Below are 18,296 nucleotides of genomic sequence, written 5' to 3'. Positions count from 1 at the left end.
ATGCTGCGAAGAAAAGGCCTTGTTGCCGCCGCACTCATCACCATCGGCCTCGGCGCACTCAGCGGGTGTGCGTCAGGGGACCCCTTTAGCAGTGCCAACAGCAACACGACCGGCGAGGGTCCGGCCGGGTCTGACACAATCACGATCGGGTCCGCCGCATTTCCCGAGAGCGAGATTCTCGCCGAAGTGTATGCCCAGGCACTTGAAGGAAAGGGGGTGACCGTGAAGCGGAGTTTCAACATCGGACAACGTGAGGTGTATCTATCGGCGCTGAAAGACGGTTCGATCGACGTGATTCCCGAGTACTCGGGCAACCTGCTGCAGTCCTACGACAAGAACACAACGGCGGAATCCAGTACTGACGTTTATGCGGAACTGCAGCAGAAGGTACCGTCCGGTTTTGAAGTGCTCGATCAATCCCAAGCCCAAGACAAGGACTCCTACAACGTCACCAAAGAGTTCTCCGAAAAGTATCAGGTCAACAGCCTTGCCGACCTGAAGAATGTGCACATTCCCCTCAAGCTGGCGTCGAACCCGGAGTCCGCAGAACATCCCGCAGGTATCGAAGGCCTCAAGCGATTGTACGAGGTGAGCGTGACGCTCGTACCGATCAGCGACAGCGGAGGACCACTGACCGTCAAGGCTCTGGTCGACGGCACCGTGCAGATAGCAGATGTGTACACGACATCACCCGCGGTTAAGGCCAACCATCTGATCACCCTCGACGATCCCGAGAACATGATCCTCGCGCAGAACGTGCTGCCGCTGATCAACAGCAGCAAAGCGTCGGAAAAAGTCGTCCAGGTCCTCAACAATGTGTCCGCAATATTAACGACCGACGACCTGATCGAATTTAACACGAAGAGTAGCGGTAGCGCCAAAGAGTCCCCGTCAGCGATCGCGAAAGACTGGCTCGCGGAAAAGAGACTCTGAATCCGCGCCTGCCCGAACTTCACGATCGGGCGCATGGTGAATCGGCGACCATCTGGCCAAGGAAATCTTGGCCGCAGTAGAAGAAGAAGAAGGAGCCTATTGTGAGCATTCGACTGGGAGCCGTCCTGACGGAACAATCGAACAAATTACGGCATGAACCGACTGCCAAACGCGTGCGGGCTTTCGTGGGGACGGAGGTTGCCGTTGACAGTGAACGAGCCGTACTCGTGTGGGAACCGCATCAGGCTATACCGACCTATGCCGTACCGCGAGAGGATGTAGTCGTTCCGATCATCGACGCGAAGACGGATGAGGAGGCTCCCGACGGCGCCCCTAGCCACGACATTCACGGGTACCGTGTGATTCTTCGAGCCAACGCCAGTGGCTCTGTAGGTTCGGGCTATGTCGCCGACGACCCTGATCTCTCCGGCTTCGTCATCCTTGATTTCAGCAGTTTCGACCACTGGCTCGAGGAAGATGACGAAGTCGACGCTCATCCGCGCGATCCGTTCCACCGGGTCGACGTCCGTCGCACGTCTCGAAACATCCAAGTGATGATGAACGGTCAGCTTCTTGCTGACACCGTCCACGGCAAATTGCTCTACGAGACGACACTGCCGACCCGCTACTACTTGCCGAGGGAAGACGTATTTATAACACTTACGCCGAGTCCGACACGCACTCTCTGCCCGTATAAAGGTAAAGCGTCGTATTGGTCGTTCACACTTGACGGGCAAGCGGTCGAGGACCTCATCTGGAGCTACGAGGATCCACTCGAGGACGCCGCCGGATTAAAAGGATACGTAGCCTTCTACGACGACAAAGTTGAGGTGCTGCTGGATAAGAAGCTCACGGACGCCGACTAGGAGTGTGCTGATTTACGAGGTTTCAGTGGGCCGTTCGGGTGCCGAAGGCCATTTTTTGCACTACGCCGGGGCCGTGGAGAGCCTACTGTGGGGAACTTAATGCCTGCGGGTTTTTAACACGCTCTATTGTGATTTGTGGGAGTTGAGGGTGTAGCTCCAGTCTGGGTGGAATTCGTGGCGTTCGATCAGGGGGTCGACCATTTCGGTGTCGCTGATTCTGATCCCGGTCGGGTAGGTGCTGTCGTCGAGTTCGGCGTGGACTTTTATACTGGCTCAGGTGGTGGTGCCGCCGATGAGATCGCTGATGACTTGATGGCTGGTCAGCGGTCTACCGACCCAGTTCATCGAGATATGGGAGAAGAGCCGGTGCTCGATCTTGTTTTACTTGCTCGTGCCCGGTGGTAGGTGGCAGACGGTGATGGCCAGACCAGTTTCGATAGCGAGGGCTGCCAGCTGTGTCTTCCACGCCCGGAATCGGTAACCGTTGGAGCCGCCACCATCGGCGCAGACTAACAGTTTGCTGGCGCCGGGATAAACCTGGGCGCCGCCCTCGTGGAACCAGCGGCGGAGGGTATCGACCGCGAATGCTGCGGTGTCATGGTCAGTACCCACGGACACCCACCCGTCATCGTTTGCGACGTTGTAAACCCCGTAGGGGTTGGCTTTGCCGAGATGGGGATCGGGGAAGTCGTGCACGTTCACCGGCACCGGGTCCCTGCTCGGTCGCCATTGTTGCCCGCAGTTGCTGAACAGGCCGACGAGTTCTTTCTTCTTCGTGTCTATACTGATCACCACTGTCATCCCGCCAGTCCACGCGCCCAAAATGGTGTTTTGTTTAGTTCGCGGGGACTGGAGCCTGTTCCCCTCGGAAGAGCCGCAGCCCAATTCCTGCACCCAGCAAAGCCGCCGTCCCGAAGACTGCAAGTGCCAGAGGGAAGCCCATCACTAACAGGCCCTGGAAAACCAGGCTCCCCAGGCCTAAACCGATGAACAAGACAAACGCCATCAGGCCTACCGCCTGACCGACGGTACCGGGCAAATCCGTGACGATCCCCCCCCAGCAGCGGCTGTGTCATGTCGTAACCCAGGGACAGCGCCGCGATGGTGATGGCCACAACCGGTAAGGGCGCCTCGATAGCCAGGATGAGTGCGCACACTCCGGCGATGAGCACCCCTGCCGGGATGATTCTCGCCCGGCCATAACGATCGGCCAGCTTCCCGATAATCGGGCCGAACAGGAATCCGGGAACCCCGTATCCGAGCAGTGCCAAACCAACCCCGATCGGACCAAGCCCGAATCATTGGACCAGGTACAGCCCAAGCCAGGTGTAGATCCCGGAGTGCAGCACGGCGTTGAGGAGCACAAAGCTGTAGGTCCACCGGCCTCGTGAGATGGACAGCAGCTTCCCATAGGCCGCGATTACAGCATTCCACGGTGGCGCATCCCGGATCGAATGTGAGACGGGTAGCAGGAAAACGGACGGCACCCCGATGGCCAGGATGCCTGCTGAGGATACGAGGAACAACCCCTCCCAGCCGATGAATGGTTCCGTCAGGGCTCCGGCGGTAGAGCCAACCGCGATGCCGCCGGCCATCCCACCGAACAACGACCCCAACGCCCTGCCGCGTTGAACGAAGGGGAACACGTCACCGATCAACGCTAAGGAGATTGGGACGACTCCGCTGGCCGCAGCCCCTGTCACAAGACGCATCAGCATGAACATTCCGGCCGTGTCAAAGAGGGCAGTGCCCGCGGTAAGAACAGCGAACGTCAGCAACGAGCCGAGAATGATTGGACGTCGTCCGATCCGGTCGGAGAGCGGCCCCCACAGCAAAGTCATCACGCCATAGGGGACCAGATAGGCCGGGACGGCCAGACCGATCGTTCCAGAACTGGTGTGGAACGCCTGCGCCAGCTGGGGCAGGATCGGGGCGACCATGAAGGCCTGCGCGAAAGTCAGAAAAGCGGCCGTAGTGACTAGCGCGAGGAACCCGCGGGGCGCTTGATCCAAGGCCTCACCCTCGGTAGTTCCTGCCGGTACCTTGGTCACGTTGGAATCGTCGGTAGTCAACGACGCGCGCCATGTGGAAATGGAACGCCGGACACGAGAGCACACGCGGCCGCCCCGATCGAGTCGAGGCCAGGCGCCGTCACGCGATCAGAGGCGAGAATGGTTCGTTGACAGGCGGCTGATGGCATGCCAGCGCGCGGCGGTGTGTTCTGCGTGATCATTGTTCTCCCCCGGTGAAATGGACTGTGGCCGCAGGCGGACGCCATAGGCTCGCGTGGCGCAAGACCCAGTAGAGTTCGTGATGAAACGCATTTGTAATACGGATGACCGTGCGCAAGCCCGTGTCGACGATGGCTTCAGCGATGCAATGGGCTACTTCGTTCAGTCGTGCCGAGACTGAGTGTTTGGTGGAGACCAGACGAAGAGCGGTCACCATCCCATTCGATACCATCACGGCGGCCAAGGCTGTGCCTCCGCCGCCGTCCCGACGTGTACGGCGCTACCCACCGACCGTGCGAGTAACGTGACCGGTCATGCCGTTTGCGGTGGAAGGGTCTGGTGAGTGCTGACCGCCAGGCGGTTCCACACGTTGATCGCGGCAATGGTCATCAACAGCTGCACAATTTCCCTCTCCTCGAATGATGTCCTCACCTGCCCCCACAACGAGTCCGACACGCCGCCGTTTCCGATGAGGGTCACAGCCTCGGTGAGTGCGAGAGCGGCACGTTCGCGCTCGGAGTACACGTTCGGCGCCTCCTCCCATCCAGCTAACACATCGAGTCGGCGCTGATCGACGCCCGCCGCTCGAGCTTCACGCCCGTGCATGTCCAGGCAGTACGCACATCCATTGATCTGCGAAGCACGAATTTTCACGAGCGCCAACAGAGGTTCACCCAAGCTTCCCGCGTGAATGTATTTTTCTAGGGCGATCATCGGTTTATAAGCCTCGGGATCGACGTCCGGGACGGAGATGCGCTGCTCAAATAACATTGTCGTTGTCTTTCTGTCCGTGTTGCTGGTGCGTGTACATCGAGCGGCCGTTAGTGCGCATGTCGCCCGATGAAGTCATTGATTAGATGCACGACGGTGTCCAGCTGTTCGTCCAAGACGAAGTGCCCGGTGTCGAGCAGGTGCAGTTCAGCAGACGGAAGGTCGTCAAGATACGCGCGCGCCCCTGATTCTAAAAAGAACTGATCGTTACGGCCCCAGGGCAATAGCATGGGGGGCTGGTGCTTGCGCATCCACGCTTGCCACGCGGGATACAGTGCGACGTTGGACTGATAGTCATAGAGCAAATCAAGCATGATCTGGTCTCGTCCAGCTTGATCAAGCCAGTGTTGGTCCAAGGTCCAGACGTCCGGATCGACGAAATCTGGATGCGCGGCCCCCTCGAGATGTTGGGAGCGCGTTGCCTCAGCTGTAAGCGCTCCGCGGATGACGGGCTCCATTTCCTTCTGATTTATCCAGTACTGAACCACCGGCTGCATATTCGGTCCGAGTCCGGACTCGTAGGCGTTGCCATTTTGTGCAATGACTCCCTGTATCCAATTTGGATGTCGCGCCGCGATGCGATACCCGATAGGAGCGCCGAAGTCGAAAACGTACATGAAGAACTCGTCGATGCCGAGGGTGACCAGAAATGCTTCGATAACCTCGGCGACGTGATCGAAAGAGTAAACAAAGTCCCCGCCGTCACTACTCGAGGGGGGAGCACTGCTGTAACCGAACCCCGGGTAATCCGGTGCAATGAGGTGCACCCGGTCGCTGAGCCGATCCATCAAGTGCGCGTACTGGTGTGACGCAGCAGGGAAACCGTGCAGCAGAACGAGCGTCGGCGCGTCCGCGGGGCCCGCCTCCCGAAAGAAGATCTCTAGCCCATCGACGGAAATGGTGCGATGCCGCACCCCCGTGAGCTGATCAGTGTCCGTTGTGAATTCGGCCATACTGTCCTCGTTTCGCTCGTCTATGCCTACAATTCACACTTTCACTCGCGGTAGGTTGTGTCAACACGCCTACGAAGTGATGCCATCCTTGCTGTCCATGACGAGACGGACGATGACCACGTCTGCGCCACAACTCATTCTTATCCGGGCTGCGGCATACACCGTCGACCGTCACCCTCCGATCGTGGCCGCCTTCACCGCTGCCAGCAGTCACAGAGGTGCACACGTTCGCCGTATGTGTTCATTGGTGGCCGCCAGTGGCTATATTTTCGTTAGGGCCTCGCCCTTGTGCATCGCCACGTGGTCGGTCGTGTCGCTCGTGATCTCGTACTGCGGATCATCAAGACTGCAGCGGCGAGTGTGGCCTTTGTATTCCACGTCTTTCGCATGAATCTTCGTGATGGTGCCGTGCACATGGCCGGCCTCGGAGTTCCACCGCACGTGATCGCCGACTGAGAATTTTTTTGTCATTGGTGTACCTTCCTCTGCTATAACTTTGCCGAATCTTTCCAGCGTATTCACTGCACCATCTTGCCCAAATTCGGATTGGTACTCTCATGGATCACTCTTCAGGAGGGTACCAAACGCGGTCACCATCGACCTTCGCAAAGCTGGTCAGGGTGTGCGGCTTGGTCGAGGTTAGGCTCATGATGTCGGCAACCTGAAAGCCCCGCGCCAGCAACGCATCTCCGATCAGTGATCGATGACAACGCCAGGGCACGGCCTCGGCACACATGATCGCTACGGTCTGCTTCCTCGCCAGCACCATCAACTCATCGACACCGGCAACGAACTCGGGCGTTTGCATGTAGTCGGCGTAGTTGCGAAAGCTTCTGTTACGCCACGCTCCATTGATAGATGCTTCCGCCACCGGGGTGTGCCGTAACCCGCCGAGCTCGGGGAGTCGCTGATAATCAATACCTGCCTCCGGCATGCTGGCGATAAGTTCGTGTTCCCCAAATTGCGGGTTGTGACGAGACCCCGGAACGGTGCGCACGTCCAGGAGTCGTTCGACACCATTTGCCTTCAAGATTCCAACGAACTCATCAATCGGATGAGTCGAATGCCCGATCGTATACACACAGGTTTCAGCCATGTTCCCATTGAACCGCACGTGCTGCCCGCATCAGAAATGTCAGATTTGCGCGCCCGACACTATGCTCCTCAACAATGTGCGGGAGGGACCTTGTATGCCGACCACCACCGTGCTGCCATTCTGAAGCCGTCAGTAACCTCGTCAGTGACGAAGCTTCCTCGTCCCAGCCCACCGGTTCACGCAGGCCAAGCGCTGGCATCCCCGGTAACGCCGCTACTACCGGAAGCCCTGAACGAACGGAGAAAGCATGCAACCAATCCCGCCCATTCCAACCATTCGCACGCGAAAAAAACGGCAGGGACTGGCGATGTCTCACTGACAGTGTCAGTGCCGGCGGGCGTAGCGCGGACGGGAATCATTGTGCTCCACGAGGTCTGGGGCCTCTCCGTACCAGTCACCGATCTCATCGTCCGCCTGGCCGACTGCGGCTACATCACCGCCGCGCCGCACCTTTACCACCGCATCGCAGACCCCATCGTCACCGATGGGAACTTCAGACAAGCCCGCCGTTACCACGACACCCTGACTATGGAAGGGCTCACATTCGACATCGAGAGTGCCCTGGCCTGGATCCGCTGCCGGGGGAGAAAATCGCGATAATTGGTTTCTCCATGGGAGGCACCCTCGCATTGTGGGCGGCAGCAACACTGCACATCGATGCCGCCGTCACTTTCTATGGCGCCGGCCTGGCTTCGCCACGCTGGCCCGGCATGCTCAGCGGAATCGATGCCGCACGCGTGCTGAAGGCACCTTGGCTGGGAATATATGCCGGCCAAGACGCCAGCACACCCGCCCGTGACCTCCAACAGATGCGCGAAATCCTGACCCCTACCACCACGCAATCCGCGGTGGTGGTGTACCCCAAAGTTCGCCACGGCTTCGCCCTGGACCCGGACCTTCCACGCCACGCCGCAGACGAGACAACAGACGCATTCGAGCGAACAGCCCTCTTCCTGAAAACCCATTCACGCGAAGCCAGCCGGCCGCTTCCGCAAACGGTGTAATAGGATAACTCGGATCGGGCATCCGTCACAGAACTCCGAGCCCACGACCCACGACCCACGCCCCACGCCCCACGCCCCACGCCCCACGCCCCACGCCGAGCGACAGATAGTACACGCCGTTCGAACTCGCCGGAGATGAACAGGCTGCGTCGGATGTAATCGAGTCAAACACTCTGCCCTCAAGTCCGCACGCGGGCTATGTACCCTACCTGTGGAAGGTGACATCGAAACCTCACTGTATTTGTCGTCACAGAGATGTTTCCACGCTGGGCGTTAACCCGAGGGTGGCCCTAGCTTCGCGGATCATTTGGTGGGTGAAACCCCACTCGTTGTCGTACCAAGCCATGATCTTGATCAGGGTACCGTCCACCACCTGCGTCAGATCGAGGTTCACCACGGACGCGCGTGAATCGCCGATGATGTCGGAGGAGACCATCGGGTCCGCCGAAACGCCGAGGATACCCTGATACCTGGGCGTCTTCGCCTCCTCGATGAACACTGCGTTGACCTCCTCTACGCTGGTCGGGCGGGAGGTGACAATAACGATGTCGGCAATGGAGCCAACCTCGATCGGGGCGCGGATCGCAACCCCGTCGAACAGCCCGGCCAACTCCGGCAATGCCCGGATTGTCGACTGCGCAGCGCCAGTCGGAGCGGGCACCAAGTTAGCCCCACCTGCGCGCCCACGCCGGAAATTGTTGTTCGGCGAGTCGACTAGGCGCTGGGTCGCGGTATGAGCATGAATTGTGGTCATGATCGCACGCTCCACCCCCAGACGCCTTGTTGCGATCTCGATGACCGGTGTGATGCAGTTCGTCGTGCAACTGGCACAAGAGATGATCTGCGGATGCCCCTCCGCCTGGTTCACCCCGTGCACCACCGTCGGGACGGAGTCGGACTTCGTCGGGGCAGACAAGATGACGAACGACGCGCCCGCCTGAATATGTTTGGTCAGGTCCTCCGCCTGGGTGAAAGCACCAGTGCATTCCAACACTAGATCGACTGCGAGTTCCCGCCATGGCAGCGCCGCGGGGTCCCGTTCGGCCAGGACCACCACCCGGTGGCCGTCGATGACAAGCGCATCAGCCTCCACAACAATCTGACGGTGGTACCGGCCGTAGACCGTGTCGTATCGGAGCAGGTAGGCAAGATTCTCAATTGATGCCACATCGTTGACCGCAACAAGTTCCAAATCCTCCGACTCGAGCAGAATTTTCAATGCAGCCCGCCCGATTCGGCCCAACCCATTGATCGCCACTTTTGGCATCTGAGATCCTCTGATTTCCAGTCGTCGGTTTTCCAGTCGTCGGTTTGCACGACAAGATAGGTACCCCTTCATGCTGCGCCCACCATCAGCTGCCGTCAACAAGCGAGAGCACATTACCGGGATCATTTGTCGGTACAGGCTGGGCTCGAGGTGACGATGTTGGAGAGGGGAGAACTTCCGCTACTCCGGGCCCTCGGCCGAGAACTCGCCGAAGTACTTACAGGATTACATCGTCACCACGGCGTGGACCTGTACCAGAGCGTGCTGGGGGCCGAAATTATCGAGGGTGAGTCCCCACGTGCCACCAGGGTGAGATTAGTTGACGGCAATCAGGTTGACGCCGACCCACTCCTGGTGTGGTGCCGCGATCGGTGCGGTTCATGCCGGCGACGCGTATGCCGAGCGTGCTGCCCAGTCGGGCTACCTCCGCACCAATCGATCTCAGCCGACGACACGCAATATTTTGTTGTCGAAGTCCGCAAGTCCCCAAGGACAGTCGCCGGGTATCCCAAACACAAGTCCCGCGTCGGCCAGCATCCGCTGCCAGTGGATCTCCCGACTCGGCGGTGCGTTGAAATTCTTCGATCTTACGATGGTCGCCCCTAAAACGTGTTGGCGGCAGCGGGTGCAGCTCGTAACGCACATCCAATCGCCCCTCGACACCGTCATCGGTGTCTACCAACGCTGCCTCAGTGAGCATTGCGATGGTTACGACAATCCGTTCATCCGACGTGTCGTTTTTTCACCTTAGACCGAGCCTCTACCAGATCCATGGTCAGCGGAGTACGTTTGGGCAGAGACGCGACCCAACCTGTTTCGCCGCGGGAACGAATCCATTTCTCATCGCGAAGGAATATGACGACATGACAATAAACCCCACTCCAACGTCGGATACCGCGAAACTGACCGGCGAACACCTGCATCTCGTACACCGGTTGGCGACCCAGCTGAGGGTGGATTCCATCCGTTGCAGTACGCAAGCCGGTTCTGGTCATCCGACCTCATCGCTGTCGGCGGCGGATCTGATGTCGGTTCTTCTGGTCGGGCACCTACGGTATGACTGGGCCAACGCCCAGCAGGCGACCAATGACCATCTGATCTTCTCGAAAGGTCACGCCTCGCCGTTGTTGTATTCGATGTACCGTGCTGTGGGCGTCGTCGATGAGGACGAGTTGGTGAACACCTACCGCCAGTTCGGTTCCCGACTCGAGGGGCATCCGATGCCTATCCTGCCCTGGGTGGATGTTGCGACTGGTTCTCTCGGCCAGGGCCTACCAGACGCGGTCGGCGTGTGCCTGGCCGCAAGATACCTGGACAAGCTTCCCTACCAGACGTGGGTGCTCTGCGGAGACAGCGAGCTGGCAGAAGGTTCCATGTGGGAGGCGATCGACAAGGCAAGCTATTACAAACTCGGCAACTTGACGGCCATCGTCGACATCAACAGGCTCGGCCAGGACGGGCCTACCGAGCTGCAATGGGACATGGACAAGTACGCCAAACGAGTCCAAGCGTTCGGCGCACACGCCCTCGTGCTTGACGGACATGATGTCGTCGCGATCGATGCGGCACTGTCCGAAGCCCGGTCCCATCCGGACCAGCCGACAGTGATATTGGCCCGCACCATCAAAGGCAAAGGTGTGCCCGAGATTGAAAACAAAAACGGCTGGCACGGCAAGGCCCTCCCGCCGGAAATAGCGGACCGTGCTATCGCCGCCCTCGGTGGCGTGACCGGGCTGACTATCACCACCGCTGTTCCCGATGCCGGGACATCTGCGATCGTCCCCGACCCTGGCGCCACCGTCACCCTCCCTACGTGGGAGATCGGCCAGAAAGTCGCCACCCGGGCGGCTTTCGGTGCCGCGATTTCCGCGCTAGCAGTACGACCGGAGGTAGTTGTCCTTGACGGAGAGGTCGGCAACTCCACGCATGCCGGCGAGTTTCGGGAGGTCTGTCCGGAACGATTCTTTGAAATGTTCATTTCTGAACAACAACTCATCGCTTCCGCGGTGGGTTTGTCGGTACGCGGATACATCCCCTTCGCGTCAAGTTTCGCCGCTTTCTTGATCGCCCGACCCTACGACTTCATCCGGATGGCCGGCGTGTCGGAAGCGAACATTCGCCTGGTCGGCACCCACGCCGGCGTTGAAATCGGCCAGGATGGGCCCTCCCAGATGGCTCTGGAAGACATCGCGGCGATGCGCGCTATCCACACCTCAATTGTCGTATATCCAAGCGACGCACCCTCGACCGCGGCGCTGGTGAAGATAATGGCCGACCTGGACGGCATCAGTTACCTACGCGCGACCCGGGGCGCCTATCCGGTCATCTACGGACCAGAGGAGCAGTTTCCCCTCGGCGGGTGCAAGGTCCATCGGGCCGGGGCCGACGACACCGTGGCACTCCTCGGGGCGGGCGTCACCCTGCACGAATGCTTAGCCGCCGCCGAGGAGCTCGCTCAGTCCGGCATCGCCGCACGGGTGATCGACCTGTACTCGATCAAACCGCTCGACCGGGGCACCCTGGTCGACACCTGCCGCATCACGAAGGGACGGTTGGTTGTGGTGGAGGACCATTATCCGCAGGGTGGTATCGGGGGTGCGGTGATGGAAGCTCTGGCTGAGGCGGAGGTGCCGCAACTGCGCGTCAAACTCCTCGGCGTCACCGGACTACCGATGTCGGGTGAGCCGGCCGAACTCCTCGACGCGGCGGGGATCTCAGCCCGACATATCGTCGCCGCTGCCCGAGAACTAATCGAGATTCGATAATGCGCACCGCAGCCACGGTCAACTTCCGGAGGCGAGCAGAGTGAGGCTGGCGTCAGCGGTAATGTTCGTGCGTGAACTCGACCGATCAGTGCTGTTCTACAAGGAACTACTCGGCTTCGACGTCACAGTTCGAAATAACAGCGCTGCGCTGCTGGTCGGCGGCGACGGCGGCGAGCTGTATCTGCGTGAGATAGGAGCGTGCGCCGAGCATCCTCTTGGTCCCGTCGGGATCCAGTACCTGATTTGGACAGCGGAGGACGAAGAAGAACTTCGACGATGTGAACGGGTACTCCGCGCGCAGTCACCACACGTGACAAGCCAAACCATCGATGGATTCAGGATGGTCGAGGGCCGTGGCCCCGACGACGTGCCGATCGTGGTCACCTATCCGGGACCCGAGCAGGTACCGCGGCACGAGATAATCCCACGCATCTACGGGTGGTAACCACACATCCGGCGTAAAAGTCGATCACGACCCGGTCGGTCGGGCACGTCGCGGTTCACGCCCGGCAGGTTGAGTCGGTCGGTTGACGTACTCAAGCTTAATGCTCTTGACGTATCTGATGAAGAGAAGGTAATAATAACCGGCAAAAGAGGCACTCAAGACGAACCGATTCAAGACCAACACTCCCAAGTGGATGACGCCAAAGTGGCAGGGATCCTGGTGCAGGAGGAATCTGACCTGGCGGGTCATGACGAAGCGCACGTTTTAAGCGCTCTACGTCAGCGCTTCACTGACATCGGAATGCTCATCAGCGAGGACACTCTTCAAGATCATGCGCACCGCATCGCCACCCTCAAACCGAATGACTTCTCAAAAAAATAAGCAAATATCCAAAGTTGGCGATCAAAAGCACAAAGACATAAGCTACTGCCCGGCAAGCGAAGCCGAGACAGAAGCCAAGCAGACTCAATCCGTTCCATCAACGATCGATACGGACGCCGCGGACCACGTCAAGGTTGCCGCAGGAACCGGATGATCCCGGAGATGTCGATGCAAATGTAGGCGAGGCGGACATCAACCTGCCTCCATCTGGTGACACCGAGCTACCAGACTGATCCCGCTCCCCCGGAGTGTTGTCAATAAGGCCGCATCAACGAACAGTCGCTGGCTCCCAAACCACTGACCTGGGCCGAAGGCCACGGCCCTAGCTCGCGCGGTCGCACCACGCAGAGTGGGACCCCCGCGAGGGTATGCCGCCTTCGGCGCCTACGGAGCCGGAGCAGAGCCGTCGATGGCCCGACCGAGCAGTGCAGCTGAAAGACTTGTGGCGTACGCTTCCTAAAAAATGACCAAGAATGAGCCCTACCGGGGGTCGATTCTTAGAGACATCTAGGGCAAGGGGTCGAGCATTGTGCCGAGGAGCAATCCCATTTGGCCAGCCTCGGCGGCGATCACTGCTTGCACGCCGGCAGACAGCGATGAGTCGCGCAAAGTAACCGCCTCGTAATACGAGAAATTGCGGGCCTTCTGCGCAGCGGTGAACGCATCGGGGTGAAGCTGCATGGCCAGCACCAGGTCGGCCTGTTTGACGACCTGTTTGCGGTAAAGATCGAAATAGGGGAAATGCGACAGCAGCGGGTGCTGCTCGGCCGTGGTGGCCTCGAAGTTCCACACCTCATGACCAGTGAAACCCTCGGCCTGGGGGTGGACACTCAGCGCCTGGTCGTAGGGGATGACCATGCCGGCGGCGGCATCCCGCCAGTCGGCCATTTCTTCCGCGTCGACGCCTAGCGCCCGAGCCTGGTCGAGATGTCGTGCGGCCGCGTCTGCGGCTCCCAAGAGATTGTATTGCGCCATCACGTTGGTGTACACGTTGTTGTCGGCGATCGCTCTGTACTCGTCAGGCCGGTCACTCCGTCGATCCGGAATCGGCCCGCGCCGTCATGGTGGCCGAGTGAACGCCACAGCCGCGCGGTCTGCACCAGCAGCTCCACGCCGATCGTCCGCTCGAAATCGTGGTCTCCTGTGGCCGAGACGTAGCGGATTTCGGCGGCGGCGATATCCGCATTAACATGAAATGCGGAGGTGCCAGCTGGCCAATAACTAGAGCATTCTTCACCGCGCGGATGGTGCGCCATGGGAAAACCGCACCGGTGAGCCCGAGTTGCGTGGCCCGCTCGAGGGCGAGGGGCAGGGTGCTATGTCGCCACCGTAGTGCGTGTGCTGTCGCATCCGGTGCCGTGTAGGTCAGCACCAGTAGCACGAAAGTTTTGGTGTCCCAGAAGGAATGCCCGTCATATCCCGGCCCGGTGAGCCCTTTCGCGGCAAGCGCCCTCCCCTCGGCGCGCGCGCCAGCCTGAAGTATGTGAAACAGGGAAAACCGCACCGCCTGCTGGATTGCGGTGTCGCCGTCGAGTTCCACATCCGTCCGAGACTAGAAGCCATCCAGATAGGTGCGCTGCTCGGCGAGCAACCCGTCCCATCCGGTCTGCGTCGCACCGACCAACACCGCGTCGGCCTGGTCCCGAACCGCGGGCTGCGACCAGGAACCGGACCAGCCGTACGCAACAATCTTAATCAGCCGCAGCCGCTGCCCCGGCTCCAACATGGTTGAGACCGTCGTCCGCCCCAAATGCGGGAAACTCTCCGAACGCACTTCCGTTCTGGGCGGTCCGTCCACGACATGATCCATCACCGCCGCGACAATTAAACCGCTCTGCCGAGTGGAGTGCACCAATCCGGTCCGCGCGCCGCGGGCAGAATCGGTCTGCTCTTCCAACGGTGACTCCAACACCGCAGCCACCCGCGGGTCTCCGCCCGGATCGGGAAGCTGCTCATTGGCCACCAGCTCGGACTGCACCTCGACCCGTGTGGTTTGGTCGACGGCCTCGACCTCGTAACAGATCGCCGCGACCGCCCGTTGCATAAGAGACACCATCCGGGTGGAAGTGATAGTGACCGCACAGCCGGCCGGGGCGACCCAGTCTGACAGGTCAGCGTTCCGGTTCTGAAGTCCAGGCTGAGCTCGTGGGAACGCAGTAACCCGGAGCGGACATCGAACGGCTCATCGTTGACCAGAAACCGGATCAGTTTTCCGTTGGTGACGTTGATGATCGTCTGCCCAGACTCCGGATACCCGTAACCATTTTCGGCATAGGGCAGCGGGCGCTCTTCAAAGACCCCGTTCAGGTAGGAGCCCGGCAGCCCGTGCGGTTCACTCTCGTCCAGGTTTCCGCGCCAACCAATGTGCCCGTTGGACAGGGCGAACACCGACTCCGTCTGCGCCAGGACATCCAGATCAAGACTGGTTTCCCGCAAGCATCACGGTTCGACTTCGAAGGCGGGATGATCGATCATGCCGTCTGCAGCAGGTTCGCAAGATCGGACACGACGATGTCGGCCCCATGGTCGCGAAGAGCCTGTGCCTGACCCTCCCGGTCTACGCCGATAACTGCGGCGGAGTTGTCAGCGCGGCCGGCCGCCACTCCGGCGAGGGCGTCTTCGAATACGACGCATTCCTCCGGTTTCAGTCCCAATGCGTGCGCCCCAGCCAGGAATATGCCGGGGGCAGGCTTCTCCGTCAAATGCTCCCGCTTAGCAGTCAGCCCGTCAATGCGCTGATCGAAAAGATCCTCTATTCCGGCTGCGATAAACACGCCCTGGCAGTTGGTGCTGGAAGACACCACCGCGCAACGCAAACCACACGATCGAAACGCTCGCACATAACGCAGCGATCCCTCATACACCTCAACGCCATCCTCGCGGATGTGGCGCAGGACGATATCACTCTTCCGGCTGCCGAGCCCGTTTACCGTTTCGGATGCGTCCTCGGCACTGCCCTCCGGCAGGCTCACCCCACGAGATGCCGGGAAGGAGCGGGTAACGTTGGCACGGAATTTCCCGTCAACATACGCGTCGTAGTCGGCAACAGCATCGAAAGGTACGAATCGGCCACCGCTTTGGGCGGCCGTTTTGGTGATGACACCATCCAGATCGAACAGGCATCCGCGCACCCCTCGGTCACGCCGCCGGAGGCGGTACCTACCGCCATCGGTTCGGATTACTGGTTATCGGCAGCCTTGCCCGCGTCGTCCGCGCGCAGCTGTACCCGGTTCTGTTTCATCGGCGAAGAATCTGGGCGAGCACTGCAGCTTCGCTGATATCCGGGTTCTTAGTGCCGGTCAGCAGGGTCAGACGATGACGAATAGCCAGATCTCTCAAATGTTGCAGCGCCTTGCCGCGCTCGACGCGTTCCAGTTCGGCGCCGTAGCGTCGAGCGAATTCCTCGAACTTGGCTGGGTCGTGGCTGTACCACTTTCGTAGTGCCGTCGACGGGGCGACGTCCTTGCACCATTCGTCCAGTGCCGCCTTGACCTTCGTCATGCCGCGTGGCCAGATGCGATCCACTAGGACCCGAACTCCGTCCTGCTCCTCAGCCTCGTCATACACGCGGCGAACCCGTATGTCCAGTTTCGCAACCATCATGCAACCTCCCCAACAATCGGTCTCAACATCAAGGTTACGGGCGACCCAGCTTGTAGGCACCTGATCTGCTCTTAGAACCGCCCTCGAACAGTTGTGGGCCACTGCACCACTAGGGCGTGTCTCCTAACGGCTTCAGCCAGATTGTGATGGCCCGCAGGATGACTCCGCCGCGGTAGTTGACGGCGAGCTTGTCGTATCGGGTCGCGATGCCGCGCCATTGTTTGAACGCCTGGAAGCATCGCTCGATCACGTTGCGGCGTTTGTAGGCCTCCTTGTCGAATCCTGGTGGCCGGCCGCCTTTCCCTCCCCGCCGTTTGCGGTTGGCGATGTGGTCGGATTTCTCTGGAATCACGGCTTGGATGCCGCGGTCGCGCAGAAGCTTTCTGTTCGCCTTTGACGCATAAGCTTTATCGGCCATGGTGCGATCAGGCTGAGGGTGTCAGATGGTCTGTGTAAGGGGTTGCGGATCTTTTTGAAGGAGTGACACTAATGGTCATGACAGAACGAAATGAGAAGCTGAAAGCACCGAAGTCACCGGCTCAGCGTGCGGCCGCCGATGCGATCAAGGAGCTGCGCGATAGCGGCGCTCTCGATGGTCTCTTCGCGAAGATCGATGCCGGCACGATGCAACTCACCGGCGAGGGCGGGTTCGTGCCCGGCCTGATCAAAGCGGCCCTCGAGCGGGGCTTGCAAGCCGAGCTGACCGAGCACCTCGGCTACGACAAGGGCGACCCCGAAGCCAGGTTCTACCCGAATTCGCGAAATGGAACGTCCGCGAAGACCGTCGCAGCTGAAGTCGGCGACTTGGAGCTGGAGATCCCCCGGGATCGCGACGGCAGCTTCACGCCCCGCCTGGTGCCCAAGGGCGAGCGGCGCCTCGGCGGCCTCGACGACATGATTATCTCGCTCTATGCCGGCGGGATGACGGTGCGCGATATCCAGCACCATCTGGTCTCCACGATCGGCACTGAGCTGTCTCACGAGACGATCTCCAAAATCACCGACGCGGTCCTCGACGCCGTCCTGGAATGGCAGCGCCGCCCGCTGGAACCGCTCTACCCGGTGATCTATCTTGATGCGCTGATCGTCAAAGTTCGGGACGGCGGGCACGTGCGCAACAAGGCCGCGCACATCGCCGTCGGTGTCGATATGGACGGCATCAAGCATGTGTTGGGCATCTGGGTGCAAGACACCGAGGGCGCCAAGTTCTGGGCGAGCGTCTGCGCGCAGCTGGCCAACCGCGGCGTCAAGGACGTCCTCATCGTCTGCTGCGACGGCTTGACCGGGTTCCCCGAAGCGATCGAAACGACCTGGCCGCAAGCGACCGTTCAGACCTGTGTCGTGCACCTGCTGCGGGCCGCCCTACGGTTCGTCGGCTACAACGACCGCAAGGCCGTCGCGGCCGCGCTCAAGCCGATCTATACCGCCGCTGACGCCGAGACGGCCTGGGACGCCCTGACCGAGTTCGCGGCGTCGCCGCGGGGCGTGAAATACCCCACGGCCGTCAAAACGTTCGAAGATGCTTGGGAACGCTTCACCCCGTTCCTCGCGTTTCCGCCCGAGCTGAGGCGGTGGTTTACACGACGAACAGCATCGAATCGTTGAATTTCCAACTGCGGAAAGTGACCAAGAATCGCGGCCACTTCCCCAACGACGACGCCGTCATCAAGATGCTCTGGCTGGCCATCTGCAACATCGAAGACAAACGAGCTCGAGACCGAGCCAAGGAACGCGGCCAACACCGCGGCACCAAACGCTCCGCCGAAGGCCGCCTCGTCGAAGGCCAAATCACCACCAACTGGAAGCAAGCCCTCAGCCAACTCGTGATGATTTACCCCGACCGAATCAACCCCCACCTCTAACCAATTCCCGACACTTACACAAAAAACTTGACAGGCTCATCAGGCTTGGTCCGAGGACGCCCTGTGCCGCGGCGTGGCACTCTCAAGCTCGACATTACGTGCGGAAACATGGGCGAGTC

The 18,296-nt window shown here is 60.2% G+C and carries 14 protein-coding genes and 6 pseudogenes; 7 read left to right on the top strand and 13 right to left on the bottom strand.

Going from position 1 to position 18,296, the window contains the following annotated elements; translation table 11 throughout:
- Nucleotides 1-933, top strand: coding sequence for an ABC transporter substrate-binding protein (locus CXY83_RS00935; RefSeq protein WP_104195548.1), 933 nt, complete (start codon nucleotides 1-3; stop codon nucleotides 931-933).
- A gap of 101 nt (nucleotides 934-1,034) precedes the next feature.
- Complete coding sequence (locus CXY83_RS17270; RefSeq protein WP_146069798.1) at nucleotides 1,035-1,799, top strand: DUF427 domain-containing protein; 765 nt, start codon at nucleotides 1,035-1,037, stop codon at nucleotides 1,797-1,799.
- Between the two features lie 141 nt (nucleotides 1,800-1,940).
- Here the strand turns inward: CXY83_RS17270 and CXY83_RS17970 are convergent.
- The 7 genes and pseudogenes from CXY83_RS17970 to CXY83_RS00880 form a co-directional block, all read right to left on the bottom strand.
- Nucleotides 1,941-2,591: pseudogene (locus CXY83_RS17970) on the bottom strand (ISAzo13 family transposase); the annotation flags it as partial.
- Between the two features lie 5 nt (nucleotides 2,592-2,596).
- A pseudogene (locus CXY83_RS18490) lies at nucleotides 2,597-3,085 on the bottom strand (hypothetical protein); the annotation flags it as partial.
- 12 nt (nucleotides 3,086-3,097) lie between these two features.
- Nucleotides 3,098-3,871: an MFS transporter gene (locus tag CXY83_RS17775; protein ID WP_199184845.1), complete on the bottom strand. Its 774-nt coding sequence runs from the start codon at nucleotides 3,869-3,871 to the stop codon at nucleotides 3,098-3,100.
- A 471-nt stretch (nucleotides 3,872-4,342) separates the two neighbouring features.
- Entirely contained in the window at nucleotides 4,343-4,801 is a 459-nt protein-coding gene (locus tag CXY83_RS00895) for a carboxymuconolactone decarboxylase family protein (RefSeq protein ID WP_104195544.1), read from the bottom strand.
- Between the two features lie 50 nt (nucleotides 4,802-4,851).
- The gene (locus CXY83_RS00890; protein WP_104195543.1) at nucleotides 4,852-5,754 is read right to left on the bottom strand and encodes an alpha/beta fold hydrolase; all 903 of its coding nucleotides are present in this window, start codon (nucleotides 5,752-5,754) and stop codon (nucleotides 4,852-4,854) included.
- A 261-nt stretch (nucleotides 5,755-6,015) separates the two neighbouring features.
- Nucleotides 6,016-6,225, bottom strand: a complete 210-nt coding sequence (locus CXY83_RS00885; protein WP_104195542.1) for a DUF2945 domain-containing protein — start codon at nucleotides 6,223-6,225, stop codon at nucleotides 6,016-6,018.
- Between the two features lie 91 nt (nucleotides 6,226-6,316).
- The gene (locus CXY83_RS00880; RefSeq protein WP_104195541.1) at nucleotides 6,317-6,850 is read right to left on the bottom strand and encodes a DUF488 family protein; all 534 of its coding nucleotides are present in this window, start codon (nucleotides 6,848-6,850) and stop codon (nucleotides 6,317-6,319) included.
- On the opposite strand from CXY83_RS00880, the pseudogene CXY83_RS18485 reads away from it, so the two are divergent.
- Nucleotides 6,809-7,854, top strand: a pseudogene (locus tag CXY83_RS18485) (dienelactone hydrolase family protein). The gene CXY83_RS00880 and the pseudogene CXY83_RS18485 overlap by 42 nt on opposite strands.
- A 247-nt stretch (nucleotides 7,855-8,101) precedes the next feature.
- On the opposite strand, the gene CXY83_RS00865 reads toward CXY83_RS18485, so the two are convergent.
- On the bottom strand, nucleotides 8,102-9,121 hold the full coding sequence (locus CXY83_RS00865; RefSeq protein ID WP_104195539.1) for a type I glyceraldehyde-3-phosphate dehydrogenase: 1,020 nt from the start codon (nucleotides 9,119-9,121) through the stop codon (nucleotides 8,102-8,104).
- Nucleotides 9,122-9,984: 863 nt separating this feature from the next.
- Between CXY83_RS00865 and CXY83_RS00860 the strand changes: the two genes are divergently transcribed.
- The 3 genes from CXY83_RS00860 (at nucleotide 9,985) to CXY83_RS17265 (ending at nucleotide 12,712) form a co-directional block, all read left to right on the top strand.
- Nucleotides 9,985-11,886, top strand: coding sequence for a transketolase (locus tag CXY83_RS00860; RefSeq protein ID WP_104195538.1), 1,902 nt, complete (start codon nucleotides 9,985-9,987; stop codon nucleotides 11,884-11,886).
- 40 nt (nucleotides 11,887-11,926) lie between these two features.
- Nucleotides 11,927-12,331, top strand: a complete 405-nt coding sequence (locus CXY83_RS00855; protein ID WP_104195537.1) for a VOC family protein — start codon at nucleotides 11,927-11,929, stop codon at nucleotides 12,329-12,331.
- Between the two features lie 189 nt (nucleotides 12,332-12,520).
- Complete coding sequence (locus tag CXY83_RS17265; protein WP_146069797.1) at nucleotides 12,521-12,712, top strand: hypothetical protein; 192 nt, start codon at nucleotides 12,521-12,523, stop codon at nucleotides 12,710-12,712.
- Nucleotides 12,713-13,219: 507 nt separating this feature from the next.
- On the opposite strand, the pseudogene CXY83_RS17960 reads toward CXY83_RS17265, so the two are convergent.
- The 5 genes and pseudogenes from CXY83_RS17960 to CXY83_RS00830 all read right to left on the bottom strand — a co-directional run bounded on the left by CXY83_RS17960 (nucleotide 13,220) and on the right by CXY83_RS00830 (nucleotide 16,733).
- Nucleotides 13,220-14,216, bottom strand: a pseudogene (locus CXY83_RS17960) (hypothetical protein).
- 48 nt (nucleotides 14,217-14,264) lie between these two features.
- A pseudogene (locus CXY83_RS17755) lies at nucleotides 14,265-15,100 on the bottom strand (hypothetical protein).
- Between the two features lie 83 nt (nucleotides 15,101-15,183).
- Complete coding sequence (locus tag CXY83_RS00840) at nucleotides 15,184-15,843, bottom strand: HAD family phosphatase (protein WP_104195535.1); 660 nt, start codon at nucleotides 15,841-15,843, stop codon at nucleotides 15,184-15,186.
- 106 nt (nucleotides 15,844-15,949) lie between these two features.
- Nucleotides 15,950-16,315 carry a DUF488 domain-containing protein gene (locus CXY83_RS00835; protein ID WP_233200498.1) on the bottom strand — a complete coding sequence of 122 codons (366 nt, stop codon included), beginning with the start codon at nucleotides 16,313-16,315 and terminating at the stop codon, nucleotides 15,950-15,952.
- Nucleotides 16,316-16,424: 109 nt separating this feature from the next.
- Nucleotides 16,425-16,733: a transposase gene (locus CXY83_RS00830; RefSeq protein ID WP_104195534.1), complete on the bottom strand. Its 309-nt coding sequence runs from the start codon at nucleotides 16,731-16,733 to the stop codon at nucleotides 16,425-16,427.
- Nucleotides 16,734-16,939: 206 nt separating this feature from the next.
- Between CXY83_RS00830 and CXY83_RS00825 the strand changes: the two are divergent.
- A pseudogene (locus CXY83_RS00825) lies at nucleotides 16,940-18,177 on the top strand (IS256 family transposase).
- Nucleotides 18,178-18,296: the final 119 nt, after the last annotated feature.

This window comes from Cryobacterium sp. M15, assembly GCF_002929675.1.
Lineage (GTDB): Bacteria > Actinomycetota > Actinomycetes > Actinomycetales > Microbacteriaceae > Cryobacterium > Cryobacterium lyxosi.
The sequence above is the reverse complement of the archived record's forward strand: the minus strand, read 5'-3'. Positions and strand labels throughout refer to the sequence as shown.